A 20,090-nucleotide genomic window follows, 5' to 3' on the forward strand; every position below is an offset into this window, starting at 1 on the left:
CTGCAAGTTTAGCCGGGCGATCGCCGCACTACCGCGCGGCAACCGTCGCCATGCTCACACGGTCAGAAGATCTTGATCGGATTGACGATGTCAGCCGTGAGTGTCAGCAACATGAACGCGCCACCGATCACGATGAATACGTAAGTAATCGGAAGGAGTCTCGTGTAGTCGACGGGACCGCCCGGAATCAAGCCGCGGCGAGCGCGGAACCAATCGCGGATCTTCTCGTAGAAGACCACCGCGATGTGACCGCCGTCGAGCGGCAACAGCGGCAGGATGTTGAAAACACCGAGGAAGAAGTTGATCGATGCGAGCAGTCCGACGAACGTCGCCCACTGTGCACGGTCCGCCGCTTCACCGCCGATAACGCTGGCACCAACCACGCTGATAGGTGTGTCCTGGGCGCGTTCGCCGCCTGTCACCGATTCCCACAACGCACCGACCTTTGCCGGCAGATCAGCCATGGCCTTGACCGATTCGACCAGAGTGAAGCCGGTGAAACTCAGGGTGCCCGGAACTGCGCTGAAAGCGTTGAACTGGAGCAGGGGTGGAGACACGGTACCCAGGCTCATTCCGACCGCACCCACTGTCGCCGAACGCAAATCACCTGTTGCCGGATCCGTCACCCACCGCTGTGCCTGTTCTACGACGACTGGAATCGTTAGATCCTGCCCATCGCGTTCGACGCTGAGCACTGCAGTACCGGTGACCGGCTGCAATTTGGCCACCACATCGGCCGACGTCGACACCGGTTGCCCATCAACGGCTGTGATGACATCCGACGGCTCCAACCCAGCCCGTTGCGCCGGACCGTCACCGGAGCACGTCGCCAGAGTTCCGTCTTCGGTCTGCGTCGGTGCGACGCACGACAGACTTCCCACCTTTGCCAACGTATCGCCGCTGCGATCCGGCAGGCCCCAGCCGAGAGCCAGCCCGTAGAGCAGCGCAAAGCCGAGAATGAAGTTCATCGCGATACCGCCGGACATGACGACGACACGCTTCCACGCCGCCTTCTTGTACATCGCGTGCGGCTCTTCTTCGGGTGTCATCTCGTCGAGAGCCGTCATACCGGCGATGTCGCAGAATCCACCGAGCGGCAGCGCCTTGAGGCCGTACTCGGTCTCACCTCGACGGAACGAGAAGATCTTCGGTCCGAAGCCGATGTAGTAGCGGCGAACCTTCATTCCCAAAGCCTTGGCCGTCCACATGTGGCCGGCTTCGTGCAGGGCGATGGACACGCCGATGCCGAGGGCAAACAGCACTACGCCCAGTGCAAAAACCATGAAAGCTCTAGCCCTCCTGCTTCACGAGCTGACGCGCTCGTGTGCGTGCCCAGCCGTCTGCGGCCAGAACGTCGTCCACGGTAACCGGTTCCGCGGACCATTGACCTGCATCGTCGAGAACAGCGGCCACCGTGCGGACGATCGCCGGGAAGGAAATGACACCGTCGAGGAATGCCTGAGCCGCCACTTCGTTGGCCGCGTTGTAGATCGCGGTGAAGCAACCGCCGGATTTGCCCGCGCTTCGCGCCAGATCGACGGCGGGGAACACCGACGAATCGAGCGGCTCGAATTCCCAGGTGGAGGCGGTGGTGAAGTCGCATGCCGACGCAGCACCTTCGATGCGGTCCGGCCAGCCTAGAGCGAGAGCGATGGGGAGCTTCATGTCCGGCGGGCTTGCCTGCGCCAGCGTCGACCCGTCGAAGAAGGTGACCATGGAATGCACGATCGACTGCGGGTGCACGGTGACGTCGATGCGGTCGTAGTCGATCCCGAACAGCAGGTTCGTCTCGATCAGCTCGAGGCCCTTGTTGACCAGAGTTGCCGAATTGAGGGTGTTCATGGGCCCCATCGACCAGGTGGGGTGCGCTTTTGCCTGAGCTGGATTCACACTTTCGAGATCCTCGGCGCTCCAGCCACGGAACGGTCCACCCGAAGCGGTGAGAACCAACCGAGCCACTTCGTCGCCTGTTCCACCACGTAGACACTGGGCAAGCGCCGAATGCTCCGAGTCGACCGGCACGATCTGACCGGGTGCGGCGGCTTTGGTCACCAGCGCTCCGCCGGCGACAAGCGATTCCTTGTTCGCCAGCGCCAGGCGCGCTCCCGAGTTCAACGCCGCCAGAGTCGGTTCGAGTCCCAACGAACCGACGAGTGCATTGAGGACAACATCGGCACCGCTGTCCCGAACCAGTTCCGTCACGGCGCTCGGTCCCGAACGGGCGGTTACCGATTCCAGCGCCGATGCCGCTGCAGGATCGGCGACGGCGACCTCGGTGACGCCGGTTGCACGAATCTGTTCGCCCAACAACTCGACGTTGTTGCCGCCCGCTGCGAGACCGACTACTTCGAAACGATCGGGGTTGGCTGCGATGACCTCCAGCGCTTGGGTACCGATCGAACCGGTACTGCCGAGGAGGAGGACGCGGGTACGTGTGGTTTCCTGCACTCGCCCATTGTTCCTGATAACACCTGAGAACAACCTTATCGACGCCCAACTACGTACGACAGGCAGTCGTATGTCACCATATTGGGCAGTAGTGCAACCGAATGAGCAGGAGGATCGACCGTGGCCGATACCCAGTTGGACGTCAAGTCCAGCGCCCCCGTCGTGGTCTCGCACGTCGATGAGGCCGAGGTTCCCTCTGCCGCATGGGGGTGGAGTGGTGAAGGACTCAAGTTTTTCCGTTTCCTCGGATGGTTCTTCGCAATATTCCTGCTTCTGATGATGATCGGAAACCATCACGGCAAGGTCGAGGATCTGTGGCTCATCGGCACCGCCGGATTGATGATCTTCGTTCTGGTCCGCGACATCGTCATCCGTCGCCGCCCGCGCTAGAGACCTGACAAAGAGAAGGCCTCCACGAACGAAAGTTCGTGGAGGCCTTCTCTTTATGTGTTTTTCAGGCCTGGAGGGTTTCAGTTCTCGGCTGCCAGCTGGCCACAGGCTGCGGCGATTTCCTGACCGCGCGTATCGCGCACGGTGCACGAGACGCCCTGGGCGATGACCCGACGCACGAACTCACGCTCGACGTCCTTGGGGCTCGCGTCCCACTCGCTACCCGGAGTCGGGTTGAGCGGAATCAGGTTGACGTGCACCAACCCGCCGAGTGCTTTCTTCAGCTTCTTGCCCAGCATGTCCGCGCGCCACGGCTGATCGTTGACGTTCTTGATCATCGCGTACTCGATGGACACACGCCGACCGGTCTTGTCTGCGTAGTACCGGGCAGCCTGAAGTACCTCCGACACTGACCAGCGATTGTTGACCGGCACAAGTGTGTCGCGCAGTTCGTCGTCCGGTGTGTGTAGCGATACCGCCAGCGTGACGCTCAGGCCTTCGTCAGCGAGCTTGCGGATAGCGGGAGCGAGGCCGACGGTCGAGACCGTCACGGACCGCTGAGACAGGCCGAGCCCGTCGGGTGCGGGCGAAGTGATGCGTCGTACCGCTGCCACCACGCGCTTGTAGTTCGCCAAAGGCTCGCCCATACCCATGAACACGACGTTCGAGAGGCGTCCGGGTCCGCCGGCAACATCACCGTCGCGCATTGCGGCCGCTGCCTCGCGAACCTGATCGACGATCTCGGCGGTCGAAAGGTTGCGGTCGAGGCCGCCCTGACCCGTCGCACAGAACGGGCAGGCCATTCCGCAGCCTGCCTGACTCGAGATACAGAGCGTCGCCCGATCGGGATAGCGCATCAGGACGCTTTCGAGCAGCGTTCCGTCATGCGCCTTCCACAGGGTCTTGCGAGTGTCGCCCGAATCGCACGCGAGGTGCTTGATCGGGGTCAGCAAGGTCGGGAACAGCGACTCCCCCACCTTCTCGCGCACCGATGCGGGGAGATCGGTCATCTTCTCCGGATCGGCTTCGAGACGCGCGTAGTACTGACGCGCGAGCTGATCGGCCCGGAAAGCCGGAAGGCCGAGCTCTTTCACCGCTTCTTTGCGCTCGGCGGAATCGAGATCGGCGAGGTGCCGTGGAGGCATTCCGCGCTTGGGTGCAGTGAAAACGAGGGGAAGAGAGGCAGCCATAGTTACACCATTGTCCCATTGTTTTGGGGTGCTACCCCACTGCCACCCGATTGTGGCCGGATTACCCGTGCAACTTTGCGCAGGTTGCGTGATGATCATGTCATGTCAACCACACCAGAGGATCCGTCGAACTCCCCCGTGTACGGCCCTGCCGACGGTTTCGGTCCCGACCCGGAACTTCCGAAGGTGGGCGAGGACAAGGCAGTCGAAAAACACGATCCCGAACCGAACCCGACGCCTGAACCGGTGCCGACCGGAACCGCGGTAACCGACCGAACCAGGGCTGCGACGACGTGGGTTGGCCTGGTCATCGGCGCAATCGTGCTGATCATGCTGCTGGTGTTCATCCTGCAGAACCTCGAGAGCGTCTCCGTCAAGATCCTGGCCTGGCAAATCGACTTTCCGCTCGGAATCACGATCCTGCTCTCCGCGATCGCGGGCGCATTGATCATGGCGTTGGCAGGCGGGGTTCGCATCATTCAGATCCGGCGCGCAGCGAAGCGGCAGATGTGACTGAAATCTAGTTACGCAATTGGGTCTACCCGCGAGTAAGCAGGCATCATTGTTGTCGTGGAAATCACCCGAAAGGCCCCGATGTGACTACTCACATGGAGAGACCTGTGACCTCGCGTATTGCCCCGCAACAGGCAAGATCCTGGCTCCTCGTCCCCGCGTCCAAACCGGACACCTTCGACGCCGCACTCGCGAGTGCGGCCGACGCCGTCATTCTCGACCTCGAGGATGCCGTCACCGCACCCAACAAACCGGCGGCCCGCCGCGATGTCGCCGCATTCCTGAGCGAACACAATCACGCCTGGGTTCGGATCAACGACGCCACGACACCGTTCTGGGAAGAGGATCTGGCCGCACTCGCGGGCCTCCCCGGACTCGAGGGTGTCATGCTCGCAAAGACCGAAAGCGGTCAGCAGGCCGACGCCACGGCCGAGCGACTTCCCGAAGGCACCAAGATTCTTGCTCTCGTCGAATCCGCGGTAGGACTCGAGGCTGCGCCCGAGATCGCACGCACTGACGGCATCTTCCGTCTCGCATTCGGCAGCGGCGACTTCCGGCGCGACACTGGGATGGACGACTCCCCCACGTCGATGTCGTACCCGCGTTCGCGGCTCACCATCGCCAGCCGCGCGGCACGCATCGCTCCGCCGATCGACGGTCCCACGCTCGGCCCCGATCTGGATCTGCTCGCCCGAGACTGTGCGATCACCTTGTCACTCGGTATGGCCGGCAAACTCTGCATGACCACCGCGCAGACTGCCCCCGTCAACGCGGGACTGAGTCCCTCCGTGGCCGACGCGATCTGGGCTCAGAATGTCATCGACGATCTCGGCGAAGACGGCTCACGCGTGCGCGATGGCAGCGACCTGCCCAAGCTCGCCAAGGCGAAGAAGATTCACAAGCTGGCCACCCTGTTCCACATCCCCACCGATCACTGATTTTTTTACTACTGAATCGGTGCAGAAAACGTCAGGCGCTCAAGTCGGAGCGCCTGACGTTCGTCTTTTGAGTCCGCTTTCACGCAAGTTCGAGTGATCGTGGTTTGGACCGAACATGGATCCGGTATCGCACCGTGAAGCCCAATCCCGTTACTTGCGAGAACGCACGCTCGGCAGTCTTCTCGGTGAACTCGATTCCGAGTACCCGCCGCAAGTCGTCTCGATTCTCGAACTCCCACCGGGCGTCGACACGCGTGAGCGAGAACCCTTGAGCCTCGAAGAATCCTTCGACCGCCGCGGGATCGTATTTGGGCAGATCCGCCCTCATCCACTCTCCGTACGGGCCGGCGCTCACATCGAGATCCACGATCAGCAGGGCTCCCCCGGGCCTCAGGATGCGCATGGCTTCACGAATTCCCGGGCCGCAGCCTTTGCCGAAAAAGTACGCCGTACGGGCATGAACGAGATCGACTGAAGCATCCACCAGACCCGTGGACTCTGCTGAACCCTGGACTACGTCGATCGACGCCGAATCGCGGGTTCGTTCCCGCGCGGCCTTCACCAGCGGTGCGTGCGGCTCCACTCCGACAACACGACGGGCAGTACGAGCGAACTCCGGTAGATGGAACCCCGCCCCACAGCCGACGTCGACGACGTCGCGTCCAGACCAGTCGACCTGGGCTCGCATCGCGGCCCAAATGGAACCGTCGACGTCCTGCGCGCGGTTCTCGATTTCGTACACGCCCGGCCAGTGCCAGATGTTCGGGCTGGGGATCGGCTTGGAACGGCCGGAGAAGAAATCACGCACGCGAAATCAGACGAGTGCGTACAGAATCAGCCAGGTGACAAATGCCGACGGCAGGAGTGAATCCAGGCGATCCATGATTCCGCCGTGGCCGGGAAGCAGGGTTCCCATGTCCTTGATGCCGAGTTCACGCTTGATCTGCGATTCGATCAGGTCTCCGACCGTCGCGACTACCACCAGGACGACACCGAGCAGGACGCCGATCATCGAATTCGCGTCGAGGATCAACGTCACCGAAAGCAGGCTGCCGATGACGCAGAAAATGAGGGAGCCGACAAATCCTTCCCAGGACTTCTTCGGGCTCACAGCCGGCACCATCGGGTGCTTCCCGAACAGCACTCCGGCCGCGTAACCGCCGATGTCGGAGCACACGACACCGATCATCAGGACGAAGACGCGCCCCGGGCCGTCGTCTTCGAGCACCATCAATGCACCGAATGACGCCAACAGCGGGATCCACGCCAGAACGAACACCGTGATCGAGGTGTCTCTCAGGAAGTTCTTCGGGGTCGCCTTGAGCCCGTGGTCGAACAACCGCCACACCATGCACACCAGGACGGTTGCGGTGAATCCGCTGAGCACCCCGACCGGTCCCCACGGCCAGCCGAGCCAGATCGTGGCTTGCCCTCCGACGAGAAGGGGAATTCGCGGCACCTCGATGTCGGCTTCACGAAGCCGCGTTGTGACCTCCCACGTCGCGATGAACATCGCGATCGCGACGACAGCGATCCATCCCGGGGGCAGGAAGATCAAAGTGCCGATGACCAAGGCTCCGAGACCAGCTCCGACGCCGATGGCGGCAGGTAGGTTCCTGCCCGCCTTCGACTTCGGCGGTTGCGCGCCCTCAGCGCCGCCCGTAGGCCCGTCCGTGACGGGACCACCGGCGGTTCCCTCTTGTGCGTGCACCCAAACTCCCTGATCTACTCCCGACGACAAACACTGCAAATGAGGAGGCTATACCTCCATCAACTCTGCTTCCTTGTGCTTGACGAGTTCCTCGACCGCGTGCACGTACTTCGCCGTGGTCTTGTCGAGTTCTTTCTCTGCGCGACCGACCTCGTCCTCGCCGGCTTCACCGTCCTTCTGGATCCGGCCGAGTTCGTCCATCGCCTTGCGGCGGATGTTGCGCAGCGTGACCTTCGAATCCTCGCCCTTGGACTTGGCCTGCTTCACCAGTTCACGACGACGCTCTTCAGTGAGCTGCGGAACCGAGATGCGGATGATGCTGCCGTCGTTGGACGGGTTCACACCGAGATCCGAGTTGCGGATCGCCGTCTCGATCGCGTTGAGCTGCGAAGCCTCGTACGGCTTGACGATGACCATGCGGGCCTCGGGGACGTTGATGCTCGCGAGCTGCGTGATCGGCGTGATCGAACCGTAGTAGTCGATCACGATGCGCGAGAACATACCGGGGTTCGCGCGTCCGGTGCGAACCGAGCCGAGATCGTCCTTGGCTACCGTGACAGCCTTTTCCATCTTCTCTTCTGCCTCGAAGAGCGCTTCATCGATCACGGCTGTTCCTCCATGTTGTTCTGCATCATTTTTTGGGTGTCACTCACGACTTGATCAGGGTGCCGATCTTCTCACCGGACACCGCGCGAGCGATGTTTCCTTCGGTGAGGAGGTTGAACACCATCATCGGCATCGAGTTGTCCATGCACAGGCTGAACGCCGTCGCGTCCGCGACCTTGAGCTCACGTTCGATGACCTCGCGGTGCGTGATCTGTTCGTACATCGTCGCGTCCGGGTCGATACGCGGGTCGGCCGAGTAGACGCCGTCGACGGCCTTGGCCATCAGCACTACCTCGGCACCGATCTCCAGCGCGCGCTGCGCAGCAGTGGTGTCGGTGGAGAAGTAGGGCATACCCATCCCGGCACCGAAGATGACTACTCGCCCCTTCTCGAGGTGCCTACGTGCGCGAAGCGGAAGGTACGGCTCGGCGACCTGTCCCATGGTGATTGCCGTCTGCACTCGAGAATCGACGCCGGCCTTCTCCAGGAAATCCTGCAGAGCGAGGCAGTTCATGACGGTGCCGAGCATGCCCATGTAGTCGGAGCGCGCGCGATCGAGGCCACGCTGCTGCAGTTCCGCTCCGCGGAAGAAGTTTCCGCCGCCGATGACCACTGCAACCTGTACGCCCGATCGAACGACCTCTGCGATCTGCTCAGCCACCTTGGTGACCACGTCGGGATCGAGACCGACTTTGCCGCCTCCGAACATTTCGCCGCCGAGTTTGAGCAGGACCCGCTTGAATCCTGGACGTTCGTTGGCTGGTTCGGACATTGTTCTCCTCAGTTCGATACAAGACCTTGTAGGTCCTTCATTCTTCTTCTGCCGCCGAATCGGACACCGCGACATAGGAAAGCCCCCGGGACTCGTCCCGAAGCACTCTTATCCTGCCTCATCGGAGGCCCCAGGTACACGTAGACCCCGCCGGTAGAGCAAATGCTCTTCAGGCGGGGTCCATGTGTACGGGCTCCGAATTAAGCGGAGGCGCCGACCTCGAAACGCACGAAGCGCTTGATGGTCACGCCTGCCTCGTCGAGGATCGCCTTGACGGTCTTCTTGGAGTCCGTGACCGAAGACTGCTCGGTCAGAACGACGTCCTTGAAGAAACCGTTTACGCGGCCTTCGATGATCTTCGGCAGAGCCTGCTCGGGCTTGCCTTCTGCGCGGGCGGTCTCCTCGGCGATGTGACGCTCGGAAGCGACGATTTCAGCGGGAACCTCGTCACGCGTGACGTACTTTGCCTTGAGTGCTGCGACCTGCATTGCAGCGCCGCGAGCGGCCTCAGCAGCAGCATCGCCTTCGCCGGTGTACTCGATGAGAACGCCGACAGCGGGCGGCAAGTCGGAGCTGCGCTTGTGCAGGTAAACGGCAACGGGGCCGTCGAAGGAAGCGACGCGGCTCAGTTCGAGCTTCTCGCCGATCTTCGCGGACTGCTCCGCAATGACGGTGTCGATGGTCTTGCCGTCGAGCTCGAGCGCCTTGAGAGCGTCGAGGTCCGCAGGCTTGCCAGCAGCAGCGACGGTCACGATCTCGTCGGCCAGCTTGATGAACTCGTCGTTCTTGGCGACGAAGTCGGTCTCGCAGTTGATCTCGATCATGACGCCGTCCTTGGCGACGACGAGACCCTCAGCGGTGGTGCGCTCTGCGCGCTTTCCGACATCCTTCGCGCCCTTGATGCGCAGCTGCTCGACGGCCTTGTCGAAATCGCCGTCTGCATCTGCGAGTGCGTTCTTACATGCCATCATTCCGGAGCCGGTGAGCTCACGGAGCCGCTTGACGTCAGCGGCGGTGTAGTTCGCCATGATTAGCGAGCCTCCTCATGTATCTGTTTCGGACCTAGGACTAACGGTGAAGCACGGCCTAGCGGTGAAGCACGGCCTGACGGTGGTGCTCGGGCCTAACGGTGAAACGGCCCTGACCAAAAGAACTCTTGGTCAGGGCCGGTTTCAACGAATCAGGCCTCGGTGGCCGGTGCCTCTGCGGCGGGGGCTGCCTCAGCCTCTGCGGCCGGAGCTGCCTCAGCCTCTGCGGCCGGAGCTGCCTCAGCCTCTGCAGCCGGAGCTGCCTGCGAGAGCAGTTCCTGCTCCCACTCGGCGAGGGGCTCGCCTGCGCCGGCTTCGGGCTTCGCGTCCTTGTCGGCGCTCAGTCCTGCACGTGCCTGCACACCTTCGGCAACCGCGGAAGCGACAACCTTGGTCAGCAGTGCTGCGGAACGGATGGCGTCGTCGTTGCCCGGGATCGGGTAGTCGACGAGGTCGGGGTCGCAGTTGGTGTCCAGGATCGCGATGACCGGGATGTTCAGCTTGCGAGCCTCGGCAACTGCCAGGTGCTCCTTGTTGGTGTCGACGATCCACACCGCGGAAGGAACCTTGGCCATGTCGCGGATACCACCGAGGGTGCGATCCAGCTTGGTCATCTCACGCGTGAGCATGAGGATTTCCTTCTTGGTGCGACCTTCGAATCCACCGGTCTGCTCCATTGCCTCGAGCTCCTTGAGGCGAAGCAGACGCTTGTGAACGGTGGTGAAGTTGGTGAGCATGCCGCCGAGCCAACGCTGGTTGACGTAGGGCATTCCGACGCGAGTCGCTTCGGAAGCGATGGACTCCTGCGCCTGCTTCTTGGTGCCGACGAAGAGGACGGTGCCGCCGTGGGCAACGGTCTCCTTGACGAACTCGTACGCCTTGTCGATGTACGTCAGCGTCTGCTGGAGGTCGATGATGTAGATGCCGTTGCGGTCGGTCAAGATGAATCGCTTCATCTTCGGGTTCCAGCGACGGGTCTGATGTCCGAAGTGGGTTCCACTATCGAGCATCTGCTTCATGGTTACGACAGCCATGGCTGTGTACCTCAAACTTTCAATCCGGTTGATGCAGGCGATCGGGTGATCCCTGCCCTGGCACCCGCACGGCCGTCGGACCTGTTTCGTGAGAACCAGGACCAGCCGAGGCCGGAAAACGTGCGCGGGCGCGCGAAGTCGGACTGTGCGAGCACAGACCGCTCGACAAGTGTACGTCCTCGTCCGCCGATGCCATAACCACCCCGGAAGCAACAGACCGAACCGGCGGTTGTGGATCGGCGGTCATCCTGTGGACTACCCGTCTGATCTGCATTGAAGCGCGCGTGACTCCGCGCAAGATCAAGGAATGACGATGTTGCTCGGAGCTCGACGAGGAGTGGTCGTTGCCGTGATCTCCTGCTGTGTGGCCGTAGGCACGGCGTCGGCAGACGCGCGTTTCGACTGGCCGCTCGCTCCCCGGCCGCACGTGGAACGCGCTTTCGACAAACCGGCCAAGAATTGGCTGCCGGGTCATCGCGGGGTCGATCTCGGCGGCAGTGCCGGCCAATCCGTCCTCGCGGCCGGCGACGGCATTGTGGTGTTCGCGGGAGTGGTCGCCGGAAAGCCAACGGTGTCGATAGATCATTCCGGCGGCCTACGCACGACCTACGAACCCGTCGTGGCAGTCGTTCGCGCAGGTGAACGCGTCGCCGCCAGGTCCGTGATCGGAACCCTCGAAACCGGGCACGAAGGGTGTGCTGTCGAAGCATGTCTGCACTGGGGCTTGCGCCGTGGACGCGAGTATCTCGATCCACTCGGACTCGTTCGGACGCAACCGCTCAGGCTCAAGCCATTGAAAGGAGGCTGATCGGTCGCAGAAATCGGTCGCAGAATCAGTGCCACTCGGAAACGGCGTGCCGACCCACTGCGTCCGCGAAGTCGTCGGCCACCATCGCTGCCAGTTCCATGAACGCTCGTCTGGTGGCCGGTCGCATCAACTCGAGGTCCATCACCGACCCCTCCGCGAGATGCTCGTCGAAAGGAATGACCTCGACGGCACGGCATCGACGCATGAAATAGTCCACCAAAGCGTCCATGTCGATCACGCTCGACCCTGGCCGGGCGGCGCTGATGACGACGACGGTCCGTTCGACCAGATGGCCGTATCCGTGCAACTGAAGCCAATCGAGCGTTGCCGCTGCGCTGCGCGCTCCGTCGATTGCCGGCGAACTGACGAGAACCAACGAATTGGCAAGATCGAGAACGCCGTTCATCGCCGAGTGCATGATCCCGGTACCGCAATCAGTGAGGATGATGTTGTAGTAGACCTGCAAGATGTCGATGACCTGGCGATAGTCAGCCTCGCTGAACGCCTCCGAAATCGCCGGATCCTGCTCACTCGCCAGGACCTCGAGGCGACTCGACGACTGGGATGTGTGCACTCGAACGTCCGAATAGCTCTTTATGTCCGGTCTAGCAGCAATCAGATCGCGCACCGTCGAATTGGTCTGCAGCGGAACACGTTGCGCCAAAGTTCCGAAATCGGGATTGGCGTCAACCGCCACGACGCAGTCACCACGAAGCGAAGCAAATGTCGCACCGAGTCCGACCGTGACCGTCGTCTTGCCCACGCCCCCTTTGAGCGAGAGCAAAGCGACTCGGTAGTCGTTACGGATCGGCTGCTCGATTCGGGCGGCCAGTGCACGGTTGCGCTGTTCGTTGGTCGAATCTCCCAGATTGACCACACCTCCGGTCGCACGATGTAATCCTCTACGCCATCCGCCACGCGGCGTCCGTTTAGGGCGTTTCAGTAAAGCTTCGGCAACCAGATCCTGGTTTGTCACCTGCTGTTGGCTCGACGGTGGCGGTGGCGTGGTCCAGACCTCTTGCAGTCGTGCCACAGGCTCCGGCGTCGGCGCCGGCTCGGGAGCCGGTTGTGGCGCTTCGGACAGCCAGGCCGGTTGGCCGCTGTTCGGCAGGTGCTTCACATCTTGGCGGTTCACGAATCCCCCGGATTTCGCATGTCATCGAGTGTCTCGACACGACGATCGAACTTGCCGATTGTTCACTCTTCTGAGCTGCGACGCTACCAAATACCGGCCGAGAACTCGCGTCGCTTCACAATCTAGGCGCGTGGATGGGCCTGATCGTGGACGGATCGAAGGCGTTCGACCGACACGTGCGTGTACAGCTGAGTGGTCGCCAAACTCGCATGTCCGAGGAGTTCTTGGACCACACGAAGGTCTGCACCACCCTCCAGCAAATGTGTCGCAGCCGAGTGCCGAAGCCCGTGCGGACCCATGTCGGGAGCCCCTGGAATTGCAGCCATGGTTTCGTGGACCACCGAACGCGCCTGACGCTGATCGAGCCGGCCGCCTCGAACTCCGAGGAGCAATGCTCGCCCGGACCTATCCGAACTCAGCGCGGGTCGTCCGTGCTCGAGCCACCCGTTCAGTGCCGATTCTGCGGGCAGGCCGTATGGCACCGATCGCTCCTTGTTCCCCTTGCCGAGGACACGAAGCAAACGTCGATCAGCATCGACCGACTCGACGTCCAGTCCACACAACTCGCCGACGCGAATTCCGGTGGAGTACAACAATTCCACGATGAGTCGGTCTCGCAGGGCGAGCGGCTCCTGTTGCTGCGCACCGCTTTCCGCTGCATCCATTGCGTCGAGGGCCTGGCTCTGACGCAGCACCGTCGGCAGCGTGCGACGAGCAGGTGGAGCCGCCAGACGTGTGCCCGGGTCGACGGAAATACGTCCGGTCTGCGCGAGCCACGCAGTGAAACCACGCGCCGAAGAAGCCCGTCGAGCTACCGTCGTACGGGCTGTTCCTACGGCATTCTGGGCGGCCAACCACGAACGCATGACACTTAGGTCGAGGCGGTCGAGATCTGCATTCTCCGAACCCGCGGAGAAATGGGTCAGCAACGCCCGCGCGTCACCGACGTAGGCGCGGATCGTGTGTTCCGACCGGCCTCGGCTCAGTCGGAGGTGCTCGGCATACGCATCGAGGTGAACGCTCAAGCTCGCCGGCAATGCGTCAGTCATGAACACACGCTCGCTCGCCGCGATTGAAACCGCAAGCTGCCTCGCCGATAGGGTTGATCGGTGAATCGAGCAATTCCTCTGAAGATGTTGTGTGTACTGGCACTGATTTCCGCAATCGCTCCACTGTCCATCGACATGTACCTGCCCGGCCTACCTTTGATGGCGGATGCACTCGACACTACTGCGGCCAGCGTTCAGCTCACGCTGACCACCTTCATGGCAGGCCTCGGAATCGGCCAGCTGATCATCGGTCCGATCTCCGACGGACTTGGCAGGCGACGAATACTGCTGGCCGCGACAATCATCACGGCGCTGAGCGGTGCGGCATGCGCGGTGGCGCCGAACATCGCGTTTCTCATCGGTGCACGACTCGTCCAGGGCTTGAGTGGAGGCGCTGCCATCGTCCTCGCCCGCGCCTGTATTGCCGACCGAGCGCGCGGCGACGACGCAGCGAAGCTCTTCAGCATCATGATGATCATCGGCGGTATCGCTCCCGTGGTCGCGCCACTGATCGGCGGCGCACTTCTCGGCCCCGTCGGATGGCGCGGGATCTTCTGGGTCCTGGCTGTCGCGGGCGCCGTGATGGTGGCTGGTGTCGTTTTGCTCGTTCCCGAGACACTTCCACCCGAGCGACGCCATGGCGGTGGTTTGAAGGCCCTGATCTCGAATCTGCAGTACGTGGTCCGAAACCGGCACTACCTCGGATATGCGCTCGCATTCGTCTTCGGATTCGGCGCCTTGTTCGCGTACATCTCCGCGTCACCGTTCGTCGTTCAGAATGTTCTCGGGCTGAGTCCGTCACAATTCTCGATCGTGTTCGCAGTGAACGCCACCGGAATGGTCACGGCAGCGATGATCACCACTCGCCTGCTCGGTCGCGTCGGAGCTCGCACGCTGCTGCGTTTCGGGGTGTGCCTGCTCCTCATTGGTGGCGCCGTATTGTTCTGTACCAGCGTGGTTTTCAGTTCCACGAATACGTGGTTGATCTTGGTCCCGCTGTTCGTGGCGATTTCGAGCATCGGGTTCATCATGGGCAATGCAACCGCTCTCGCCCAAGGAGAGGTCACCAACGCGGCCGGAACTGGTTCAGCCCTGATGGGAGCGGGCCAGTTCGGCTTGGCAGCGCTGGTTTCGCCGTTGGTGGGAATTGCGGGAGAAGACACTGCCGTGCCGATGGCAATCGCAATTCCCACCTTCGGAGTTCTCGCGGCCGTTGCGCTCGTGTTGCTGACTCGCGGCAAGGCCGCCGCGAGTTAGTTTTCGGCCGCGGCGAGTTCGGACTTCCAGACCCGGAAGCCTTCTTCGGTGCGACCACGACGCCAATAGCCGGAAATAGAAGCAGCCGCCGCCGGGACATTTCGTTCCTTGCGAATGTACGGCCGGAGGTTGTGCATGACGGCTTGTGCTTCACCGTGAATGAACACGTGCGGTTCGCCCGGCAACCATTCGAGTGCCGTGACCGCGGCGACAACCGGAGCGTTGTCGCCAGCTAATTCTTCGCCGACAGCATCGGACGATGCTCCGCGATGCAGCCAGGTCACGGCAATACCTTCTGGGGCATCGAGCGCGATTTCGTCTTCCGGCCCCCCGACTTCGACGACGGCGTAGCCGACCGCATCCGGCGCCAATCTCGCTATCGAAGCAGTAATAGCAGGTATTGCGGTCTCGTCTCCGACGAAGAGATACCAGTCAGCAGATGGTGACGGCGAAAACGCGCCACCCGGTCCACGCAGGGTAATCTCAGCGCCCGGCTGAACGGACGCGGCCCACGGACCTGCAACTCCCATGTCGCCGTGGACGACAAAATCGATTGCAATCTCTTTGGCATCAAGATCGTACGAACGAATCGTGTAGGTGCGCAGTATCGGCTGATCAGGAGTGCCGAATTCGATCTTTACATAGGAATCGCTGTATTCACTGGGAGTGAAGGACTCGAAGCCCGGTCCCCCGAGAAACACTCGCACCATATGGGGAGTCAATTGTTCGGTCCGCAGAACCGTCAATGCAGTTGTCGGCTTGGCCACAGAAAGGTCCTTCCAAAAGTTAGTGTTACCTAACTAAGGTACACGACAATTGCAGCGCATGGACAAAATGCCTCCCCCGGTACATCCGCCCCGCGCGCGACAGACCACGGTGCTCAACGAAATAAACCGACCACTCTGCCGGGTAAATTCGTCGGTGGCAGCCAAATTTCCGAATCAGGACTCGTGCATGATCAGGCAGCACATCGCTATCGGAGAAATTCAGCAAAGCAATAGTAAAATACGCCTCTGGCCCCCGGCGAGGTTCGCCAGGGGCCAGAGGAGGTATTAATTCAACCTAGTGTGCAGCGTCGAAAGCGTCGATGATTTCCGCTTTGATACGCCCGCGCGGAGCAACTTCGTAACCGTTCTTACCCGCCCAATCACGAATGGCCTGGAGCGTCTCCTTGGAGCGGCCAGAACCCGACGTGGCCTGCGGAGATGCAGCCTGCGCCTTCTTGCCACGCTTCCCGCTCACCTTCGCCGCCGCCTCGACGAACGGCTTCACCGCAGCGTCGAACTTCTCTGCATTGGTGGCGCGCAGATCGATCACGTAATCCGTTCCCTGGTAAGAGAACTCAATTCGATCACCGAATCCATCGTCAATCGGCTTACCGTCAAGGTCGTCGATGAGTTGCCGAATCAGCTTCTCAGCCATTGCACTCCTCTTTCAATGATCGATTCAATTCTCCTTCACAATACACAGATAGAGCGTTGATGAACAAAAGAAGTCCGGAAACCTGTGCCATTTCCGAACAGACTCAATGGTCCGAATTAGCAGCGGGTTAACGACGAACCAATCAATACCCGCACTCAGGGGAACCAGACTAATCAGACTTCAAAGCACATTGACCTGAGACTTTCCTGAGGCCCGTTAAATTCACGGCCAAGTCTGCAAAGCTGGGTCGAGAATAACGCTGCACACAGGCCGATCGAGTTCACGAAAAGCAGTCCTGACGTGCAATTACCAGCATCGCGAGGGTATTCGAGTTTCGTTCTCGCCGGAACGGTTAGTGGGCATCGCCACCCGCCCACCGGACGAGCACAATCAAGTTCACGCGCTACCGCGTCCGAAACCATCCACTCGAATCCGAACTCGCAAACCCCTCGAGTTCGAGCAGAGGAAGAGTTGCACGAACCTGCGTTATGAGCAATCCCGATTCCTCGGACAGCTCACGCGTACTACGTGAACCTGTTCCCGGCAATGCTTCGTATACCAATCGAGAATTGCCCCGCAATGCATCGATGTCACGTGTAGCGGCTGCATCCTCCGCGGATTCCCCGACACCAAATGGACCTGACGCTTCGACTACATCCACGGCATTGGAAACGAGTTGCGCTTCACCTTCGCGGATCATCCGGTGACATCCGGTCGACGATGCCGAAGTAACCGGCCCGGGCACCGCCATTACCGGCCGGCCCAATTTCCGGGCCCAATTGGCGGTATTGCGAGCACCACTGCGCCAACCCGCCTCGACCACCACTACTCCGTCCGACAACACAGCTACCAGTCGATTCCTTGCCAGAAACCGGAACTTTGCAGGTGTTGTGCCCGGTGGATATTCACTTATCACTGCACCCGAACTCGCTATCTATTTGAGTAGTCGCGCATGCCCTGACGGATACGCTCGATCGACCCCACAGGCCAAGACAGCCAGTGTGTTTCCACTTACGCCCAATGCAGCGCGGTGCGCGGCCCCGTCGATACCGAAGGCCGCCCCGGAAATCACGGTCCATCCGTCGACAGCGAGGTCACCGGCAATCTCTGCCGTCACGTGTTCGCCGTACGCAGTAGATGCTCGCGTACCGACAATCCCAACCGATCTCTCGGTCAGATCAACCAAATCCCCGGACCCCAACACCCACAACACAAATGGCGCCGTCTCACCCCCGGAGGCATCGAGTCCGTCGAAGGAAAGCATTCGCCACGCCGGCCAATCGGCGCAGTTCGCTGTTACGAGTCTGCCACCCATCGCCTCCATCAGGTCGAGGTCTCGTTGGGCTGTGTCGATGTGAGCGCGGGCTCGCGTCTTCTCCTCGATCGCGGGTGGCAGATCGCCGTTGCGGACCGCCCTCGCAGTTTCTTCGACCCCGAGCTCGTCGATCAACATGGACATATACGCGCTTGGGCCCTGCACGACGCGGGACAGATATGCCCAAGCGAGTAGTCGCGGATCGTGCGCAGTCATTGGAATCCCCTGTCTCGGAAGTCGAGTGCGGTGACAACTTGGTCTGGTCCGGGCATCGCCTCACCTGCCAGATCGGCGACACTCCAGGCAACCCGCAACGCTCGGTCCGCCCCACGAGCAGTGATCACACCTTTACGCAGCGCCCGTTCCACCGGCGCCAGCGCCGCACGCGAGAGTCTGAACTTCTGTCTCAACGCCGGCCCTGGTACTTCCGCGTTGGTCCGCCACCCGTACTCACTCCACCGCTGGGCTGCAGTGTCTCGAGCCGCCGCCACGCGCGCACGAACATCGCCGGTACTTTCCCCTACTTCGTCGATCAGCGCTCCGGTTGCAACGGCCTGCATCCGGACCCTGATGTCGACTCGGTCCAAGAGTGGACCGGACAATTTCCCCAGGTAACGGCGACGCGCCGCAGGTGCGCAGACGCAGTCCGCGTCTCGCGGCGGCGCGCATGGGCAGGGATTGGCGGCCAGGATCAGCTGGAACCGCGCCGGGTATCGGGCAACTCCGTCCCGCCGGGCGATTCGCACTTCCCCGTCTTCGAGTGGCGTGCGTAGCGCTTCGAGCACCTTCACCCCGATCTCGGCACATTCGTCGAGAAACAGCACGCCGCGATGAGCCCGGCTGACCGCACCAGGACGAGCCATCCCACTACCACCACCCACCAGCGAACTGACCGACGAACTGTGATGCGGCGCAATGAAAGGCGGCATATCTATCAACGGCCGATCCTCCGGCAACACCCCCGCCACCGAATGAATCGCCGTCACCTCCAACGACTCCCCCTCCGTCAACGGCGGAAGAATCCCCGGAAGCCTCTGCGCCAACATCGTTTTCCCGATCCCCGGCGGACCCGTCAACATCAAATGATGCGCACCCGCCGCAGCAACCTCGATCGCCCACCGAGCATCCGTCTGCCCGACAACCTCACTCAGATCCCGCACCGTCACCACGTCAGCACGCTCGAAAACATCAGGAACAGCCAGCGCCAACTCACCACGCAACCACCCGATCACCGCGGACAGATCGTCAGCGCCCAGCACTTCGATCCCCTTCACCAGGCCCGCCTCAGCCAACGCCCGAGCTGGAACCACCACAGTCCCCCATCCCGCCCGCTTCGCCGCAAGCACCGCAGGCAACACACCACGCACCGTCCGCAGTCGACCGTCGAGTGCCAACTCCCCCAAAAAGACAGTCTCCCGCAACAACTTCCGCGGCAACTTCTTCGCCGCATCGAGAACCGACAACGACAGAGCCAAATCGTAAACGCTGCCCACCTTCGGCAACGTCGCCGGCGACAACGCCAAAATCACCTTGCTGTCCGGCCACTCCTCACCAGAATTGGTCACCGCGGCCCGAATCCGATCACGCGACTCGTGCAACGCCGTATCAGGCAGCCCCACCAAATGCACCGCAGGCAACCCGCGCCCGATATCCGCCTCGATCTCCACGATCTGCCCGTCCACGCCACTGACCGCAACAGAATGCGCCCGCCCCAACGCCATCAGAACGCATCCACAAAATGCTCGACCGAAGGCACGCCGTCGCGGCCGATCAACACCGCCACCACATCGAAACGCACCCTCGACCACGACCGACCCGAATCAGTGAGCCACTGCATCGCCAACACCCGAATCCGACGCTGCTTCGCGAACGTCACCGACTCCGCCGGACTCCCGTACCCGACACCCGACCGAGTCTTCACCTCCACGAACACAATCCGATCACCGGACGTCGCAACAACATCCAACTCGCCGTACCGACAACGCCAATTGCGCTCGACAATCTCCAAACCCGCATCAACCAGGAACTCGACAGCCACATCCTCGCCCCGAGCCCCCAACGCCATATTCCTCGCCATCGCAGCCCCCACCACTCACACCCCGCGCCCGCCCATACGAAACGCGTCCCAACCACCACCCTCGACCCACCACCACAAAACCAAGCCACCCAAAACCCACCTGTTGACAACTCCGTACCTGTTGACAAACTCAACATGCACTGGCCACCGAGCACAGACCGGCCTCGCGGCTACTTCAACCGAAGTGTGGTCCTCTTCGACGCAGGTTGTCTGCTCGGTACTGTTAGACGTGGATCCACGTGTATACGTCTTTCAGCTTGATGCCGGCCTGCGAAGATAACTCGCCACAAGTCGTTTAAAGCAGCATCCCCGCTACAAGCTTCTTCGTCAGAGTGCGGAATGATTTCAGGGACGGGCTTGAATGGCACCGCGTAGACTGAGCCAAGCGCAGTGTTGA

General features: G+C 61.6%; 20 protein-coding genes and 1 pseudogene. 5 read left to right on the forward strand and 16 right to left on the reverse strand.

All coding sequences use genetic code 11. The features are described from left to right. Positions 1-62: 62 nt before the first annotated feature. Both H7C86_RS03155 and dxr read right to left on the reverse strand, forming a co-directional pair. The gene (locus H7C86_RS03155) at positions 63-1,283 is read right to left on the reverse strand and encodes an RIP metalloprotease (protein WP_019747995.1); all 1,221 of its coding nucleotides are present in this window, start codon (positions 1,281-1,283) and stop codon (positions 63-65) included. 7 nt (positions 1,284-1,290) lie between these two features. Beyond that, a complete protein-coding gene (dxr, locus tag H7C86_RS03160) occupies positions 1,291-2,448 on the reverse strand; it encodes a 1-deoxy-D-xylulose-5-phosphate reductoisomerase (RefSeq protein WP_080910460.1) in 1,158 nt (385 codons plus the stop codon). Positions 2,449-2,568: 120 nt separating this feature from the next. Between dxr and H7C86_RS03165 the strand changes: the two genes are divergently transcribed. Beyond that, positions 2,569-2,838 carry a DUF2631 domain-containing protein gene (locus H7C86_RS03165; protein ID WP_019747993.1) on the forward strand — a complete coding sequence of 90 codons (270 nt, stop codon included), beginning with the start codon at positions 2,569-2,571 and terminating at the stop codon, positions 2,836-2,838. 80 nt (positions 2,839-2,918) lie between these two features. Here H7C86_RS03165 and rlmN read toward each other — a convergent pair whose 3' ends face one another. Continuing rightward, on the reverse strand, positions 2,919-4,028 hold the full coding sequence (gene rlmN / locus H7C86_RS03170) for a 23S rRNA (adenine(2503)-C(2))-methyltransferase RlmN (protein WP_019747992.1): 1,110 nt from the start codon (positions 4,026-4,028) through the stop codon (positions 2,919-2,921). A gap of 102 nt (positions 4,029-4,130) precedes the next feature. On the opposite strand from rlmN, the gene H7C86_RS03175 reads away from it, so the two are divergent. Further along, a complete protein-coding gene (locus tag H7C86_RS03175) occupies positions 4,131-4,541 on the forward strand; it encodes a lipopolysaccharide assembly LapA domain-containing protein (protein ID WP_180279630.1) in 411 nt (136 codons plus the stop codon). A gap of 95 nt (positions 4,542-4,636) precedes the next feature. After that, positions 4,637-5,479 (forward strand): CoA ester lyase, encoded by an 843-nt coding sequence (locus H7C86_RS03180; protein WP_030244636.1) that lies wholly within the window; start codon positions 4,637-4,639, stop codon positions 5,477-5,479. Between the two features lie 79 nt (positions 5,480-5,558). On the opposite strand, the gene H7C86_RS03185 is transcribed toward H7C86_RS03180, so the two are convergent. The 6 genes from H7C86_RS03185 to rpsB all read right to left on the reverse strand — a co-directional run bounded on the left by H7C86_RS03185 (position 5,559) and on the right by rpsB (position 10,630). Then, positions 5,559-6,287, reverse strand: coding sequence for a class I SAM-dependent methyltransferase (locus tag H7C86_RS03185; RefSeq protein ID WP_097387486.1), 729 nt, complete (start codon positions 6,285-6,287; stop codon positions 5,559-5,561). Positions 6,288-6,293: 6 nt separating this feature from the next. Continuing rightward, positions 6,294-7,190 (reverse strand): phosphatidate cytidylyltransferase, encoded by an 897-nt coding sequence (locus H7C86_RS03190; RefSeq protein ID WP_003942673.1) that lies wholly within the window; start codon positions 7,188-7,190, stop codon positions 6,294-6,296. A 48-nt stretch (positions 7,191-7,238) separates the two neighbouring features. Further along, a complete protein-coding gene (frr, locus tag H7C86_RS03195) occupies positions 7,239-7,796 on the reverse strand; it encodes a ribosome recycling factor (protein ID WP_182261088.1) in 558 nt (185 codons plus the stop codon). A gap of 43 nt (positions 7,797-7,839) precedes the next feature. After that, on the reverse strand, positions 7,840-8,568 hold the full coding sequence (gene pyrH / locus H7C86_RS03200; RefSeq protein ID WP_019747988.1) for a UMP kinase: 729 nt from the start codon (positions 8,566-8,568) through the stop codon (positions 7,840-7,842). Positions 8,569-8,768: 200 nt separating this feature from the next. Continuing rightward, on the reverse strand, positions 8,769-9,596 hold the full coding sequence (gene tsf / locus H7C86_RS03205) for a translation elongation factor Ts (RefSeq protein ID WP_019747987.1): 828 nt from the start codon (positions 9,594-9,596) through the stop codon (positions 8,769-8,771). A gap of 152 nt (positions 9,597-9,748) precedes the next feature. Next, positions 9,749-10,630, reverse strand: a complete 882-nt coding sequence (gene rpsB / locus H7C86_RS03210) for a 30S ribosomal protein S2 (protein WP_113682954.1) — start codon at positions 10,628-10,630, stop codon at positions 9,749-9,751. 313 nt (positions 10,631-10,943) lie between these two features. On the opposite strand from rpsB, the gene H7C86_RS03215 reads away from it, so the two are divergent. Continuing rightward, entirely contained in the window at positions 10,944-11,438 is a 495-nt protein-coding gene (locus H7C86_RS03215) for a M23 family metallopeptidase (RefSeq protein WP_256279847.1), read from the forward strand. 25 nt (positions 11,439-11,463) lie between these two features. Here H7C86_RS03215 and H7C86_RS03220 read toward each other — a convergent pair whose 3' ends face one another. Continuing rightward, the gene (locus H7C86_RS03220; RefSeq protein WP_019747985.1) at positions 11,464-12,573 is read right to left on the reverse strand and encodes a MinD/ParA family protein; all 1,110 of its coding nucleotides are present in this window, start codon (positions 12,571-12,573) and stop codon (positions 11,464-11,466) included. A gap of 122 nt (positions 12,574-12,695) precedes the next feature. Next, positions 12,696-13,622, reverse strand: a complete 927-nt coding sequence (locus H7C86_RS03225; RefSeq protein WP_031331262.1) for a tyrosine recombinase XerC — start codon at positions 13,620-13,622, stop codon at positions 12,696-12,698. A gap of 84 nt (positions 13,623-13,706) precedes the next feature. On the opposite strand from H7C86_RS03225, the gene H7C86_RS03230 reads away from it, so the two are divergent. Beyond that, positions 13,707-14,879 (forward strand): multidrug effflux MFS transporter, encoded by a 1,173-nt coding sequence (locus tag H7C86_RS03230; RefSeq protein ID WP_182261165.1) that lies wholly within the window; start codon positions 13,707-13,709, stop codon positions 14,877-14,879. Here H7C86_RS03230 and H7C86_RS03235 read toward each other — a convergent pair. The 5 genes and pseudogenes from H7C86_RS03235 to H7C86_RS03255 form a co-directional block, all read right to left on the reverse strand. Then, positions 14,876-15,646, reverse strand: a complete 771-nt coding sequence (locus H7C86_RS03235; protein ID WP_182261089.1) for a siderophore-interacting protein — start codon at positions 15,644-15,646, stop codon at positions 14,876-14,878. The two genes, H7C86_RS03230 and H7C86_RS03235, sit on opposite strands and share 4 nt — an antisense overlap. 295 nt (positions 15,647-15,941) lie before the next feature. Further along, on the reverse strand, positions 15,942-16,301 hold the full coding sequence (locus tag H7C86_RS03240; protein ID WP_003942721.1) for an Lsr2 family protein: 360 nt from the start codon (positions 16,299-16,301) through the stop codon (positions 15,942-15,944). Between the two features lie 403 nt (positions 16,302-16,704). Continuing rightward, positions 16,705-17,832: pseudogene (dprA, locus tag H7C86_RS03245) on the reverse strand (DNA-processing protein DprA). Continuing rightward, the gene (locus H7C86_RS03250) at positions 17,829-19,337 is read right to left on the reverse strand and encodes a YifB family Mg chelatase-like AAA ATPase (protein WP_021333044.1); all 1,509 of its coding nucleotides are present in this window, start codon (positions 19,335-19,337) and stop codon (positions 17,829-17,831) included. The pseudogene dprA and the gene H7C86_RS03250 overlap by 4 nt, the downstream one beginning before the upstream one ends. Then, positions 19,337-19,693, reverse strand: a complete 357-nt coding sequence (locus H7C86_RS03255; RefSeq protein WP_041815868.1) for a YraN family protein — start codon at positions 19,691-19,693, stop codon at positions 19,337-19,339. Before H7C86_RS03255 ends, H7C86_RS03250 begins: the two co-directional genes overlap by 1 nt. Positions 19,694-20,090: the final 397 nt, after the last annotated feature.

It is taken from the genome of Rhodococcus sp. UFZ-B548 (assembly GCF_903819475.1).
In the GTDB taxonomy this organism is placed as follows: Bacteria; Actinomycetota; Actinomycetes; order Mycobacteriales; family Mycobacteriaceae; genus Rhodococcus_F; species Rhodococcus_F erythropolis.

Excerpts from the sequence above, each read along its gene's own strand:
- rlmN (WP_019747992.1), bottom strand. The coding sequence starts at position 4,028 with ATGGCTGCCTCTCTTCCCCTCGTTTTCACTGCACCCAAGCGCGGAATG.
- pyrH (WP_019747988.1), bottom strand. The coding sequence starts at position 8,568 with ATGTCCGAACCAGCCAACGAACGTCCAGGATTCAAGCGGGTCCTGCTC.
- H7C86_RS03250 (WP_021333044.1), bottom strand. The coding sequence starts at position 19,337 with ATGGCGTTGGGGCGGGCGCATTCTGTTGCGGTCAGTGGCGTGGACGGG.
- H7C86_RS03255 (WP_041815868.1), bottom strand. The coding sequence starts at position 19,693 with ATGGCGAGGAATATGGCGTTGGGGGCTCGGGGCGAGGATGTGGCTGTC.
- rpsB (WP_113682954.1), bottom strand. The coding sequence starts at position 10,630 with ATGGCTGTCGTAACCATGAAGCAGATGCTCGATAGTGGAACCCACTTC.
- H7C86_RS03240 (WP_003942721.1), bottom strand. The coding sequence starts at position 16,301 with ATGGCTGAGAAGCTGATTCGGCAACTCATCGACGACCTTGACGGTAAG.
- H7C86_RS03155 (WP_019747995.1), bottom strand. The coding sequence starts at position 1,283 with ATGGTTTTTGCACTGGGCGTAGTGCTGTTTGCCCTCGGCATCGGCGTG.
- H7C86_RS03215 (WP_256279847.1), top strand. The coding sequence starts at position 10,944 with ATGTTGCTCGGAGCTCGACGAGGAGTGGTCGTTGCCGTGATCTCCTGC.
- H7C86_RS03175 (WP_180279630.1), top strand. The coding sequence starts at position 4,131 with ATGTCAACCACACCAGAGGATCCGTCGAACTCCCCCGTGTACGGCCCT.
- H7C86_RS03180 (WP_030244636.1), top strand. The coding sequence starts at position 4,637 with ATGGAGAGACCTGTGACCTCGCGTATTGCCCCGCAACAGGCAAGATCC.
- H7C86_RS03230 (WP_182261165.1), top strand. The coding sequence starts at position 13,707 with ATGTTGTGTGTACTGGCACTGATTTCCGCAATCGCTCCACTGTCCATC.
- tsf (WP_019747987.1), bottom strand. The coding sequence starts at position 9,596 with ATGGCGAACTACACCGCCGCTGACGTCAAGCGGCTCCGTGAGCTCACC.
- H7C86_RS03225 (WP_031331262.1), bottom strand. The coding sequence starts at position 13,622 with ATGACTGACGCATTGCCGGCGAGCTTGAGCGTTCACCTCGATGCGTAT.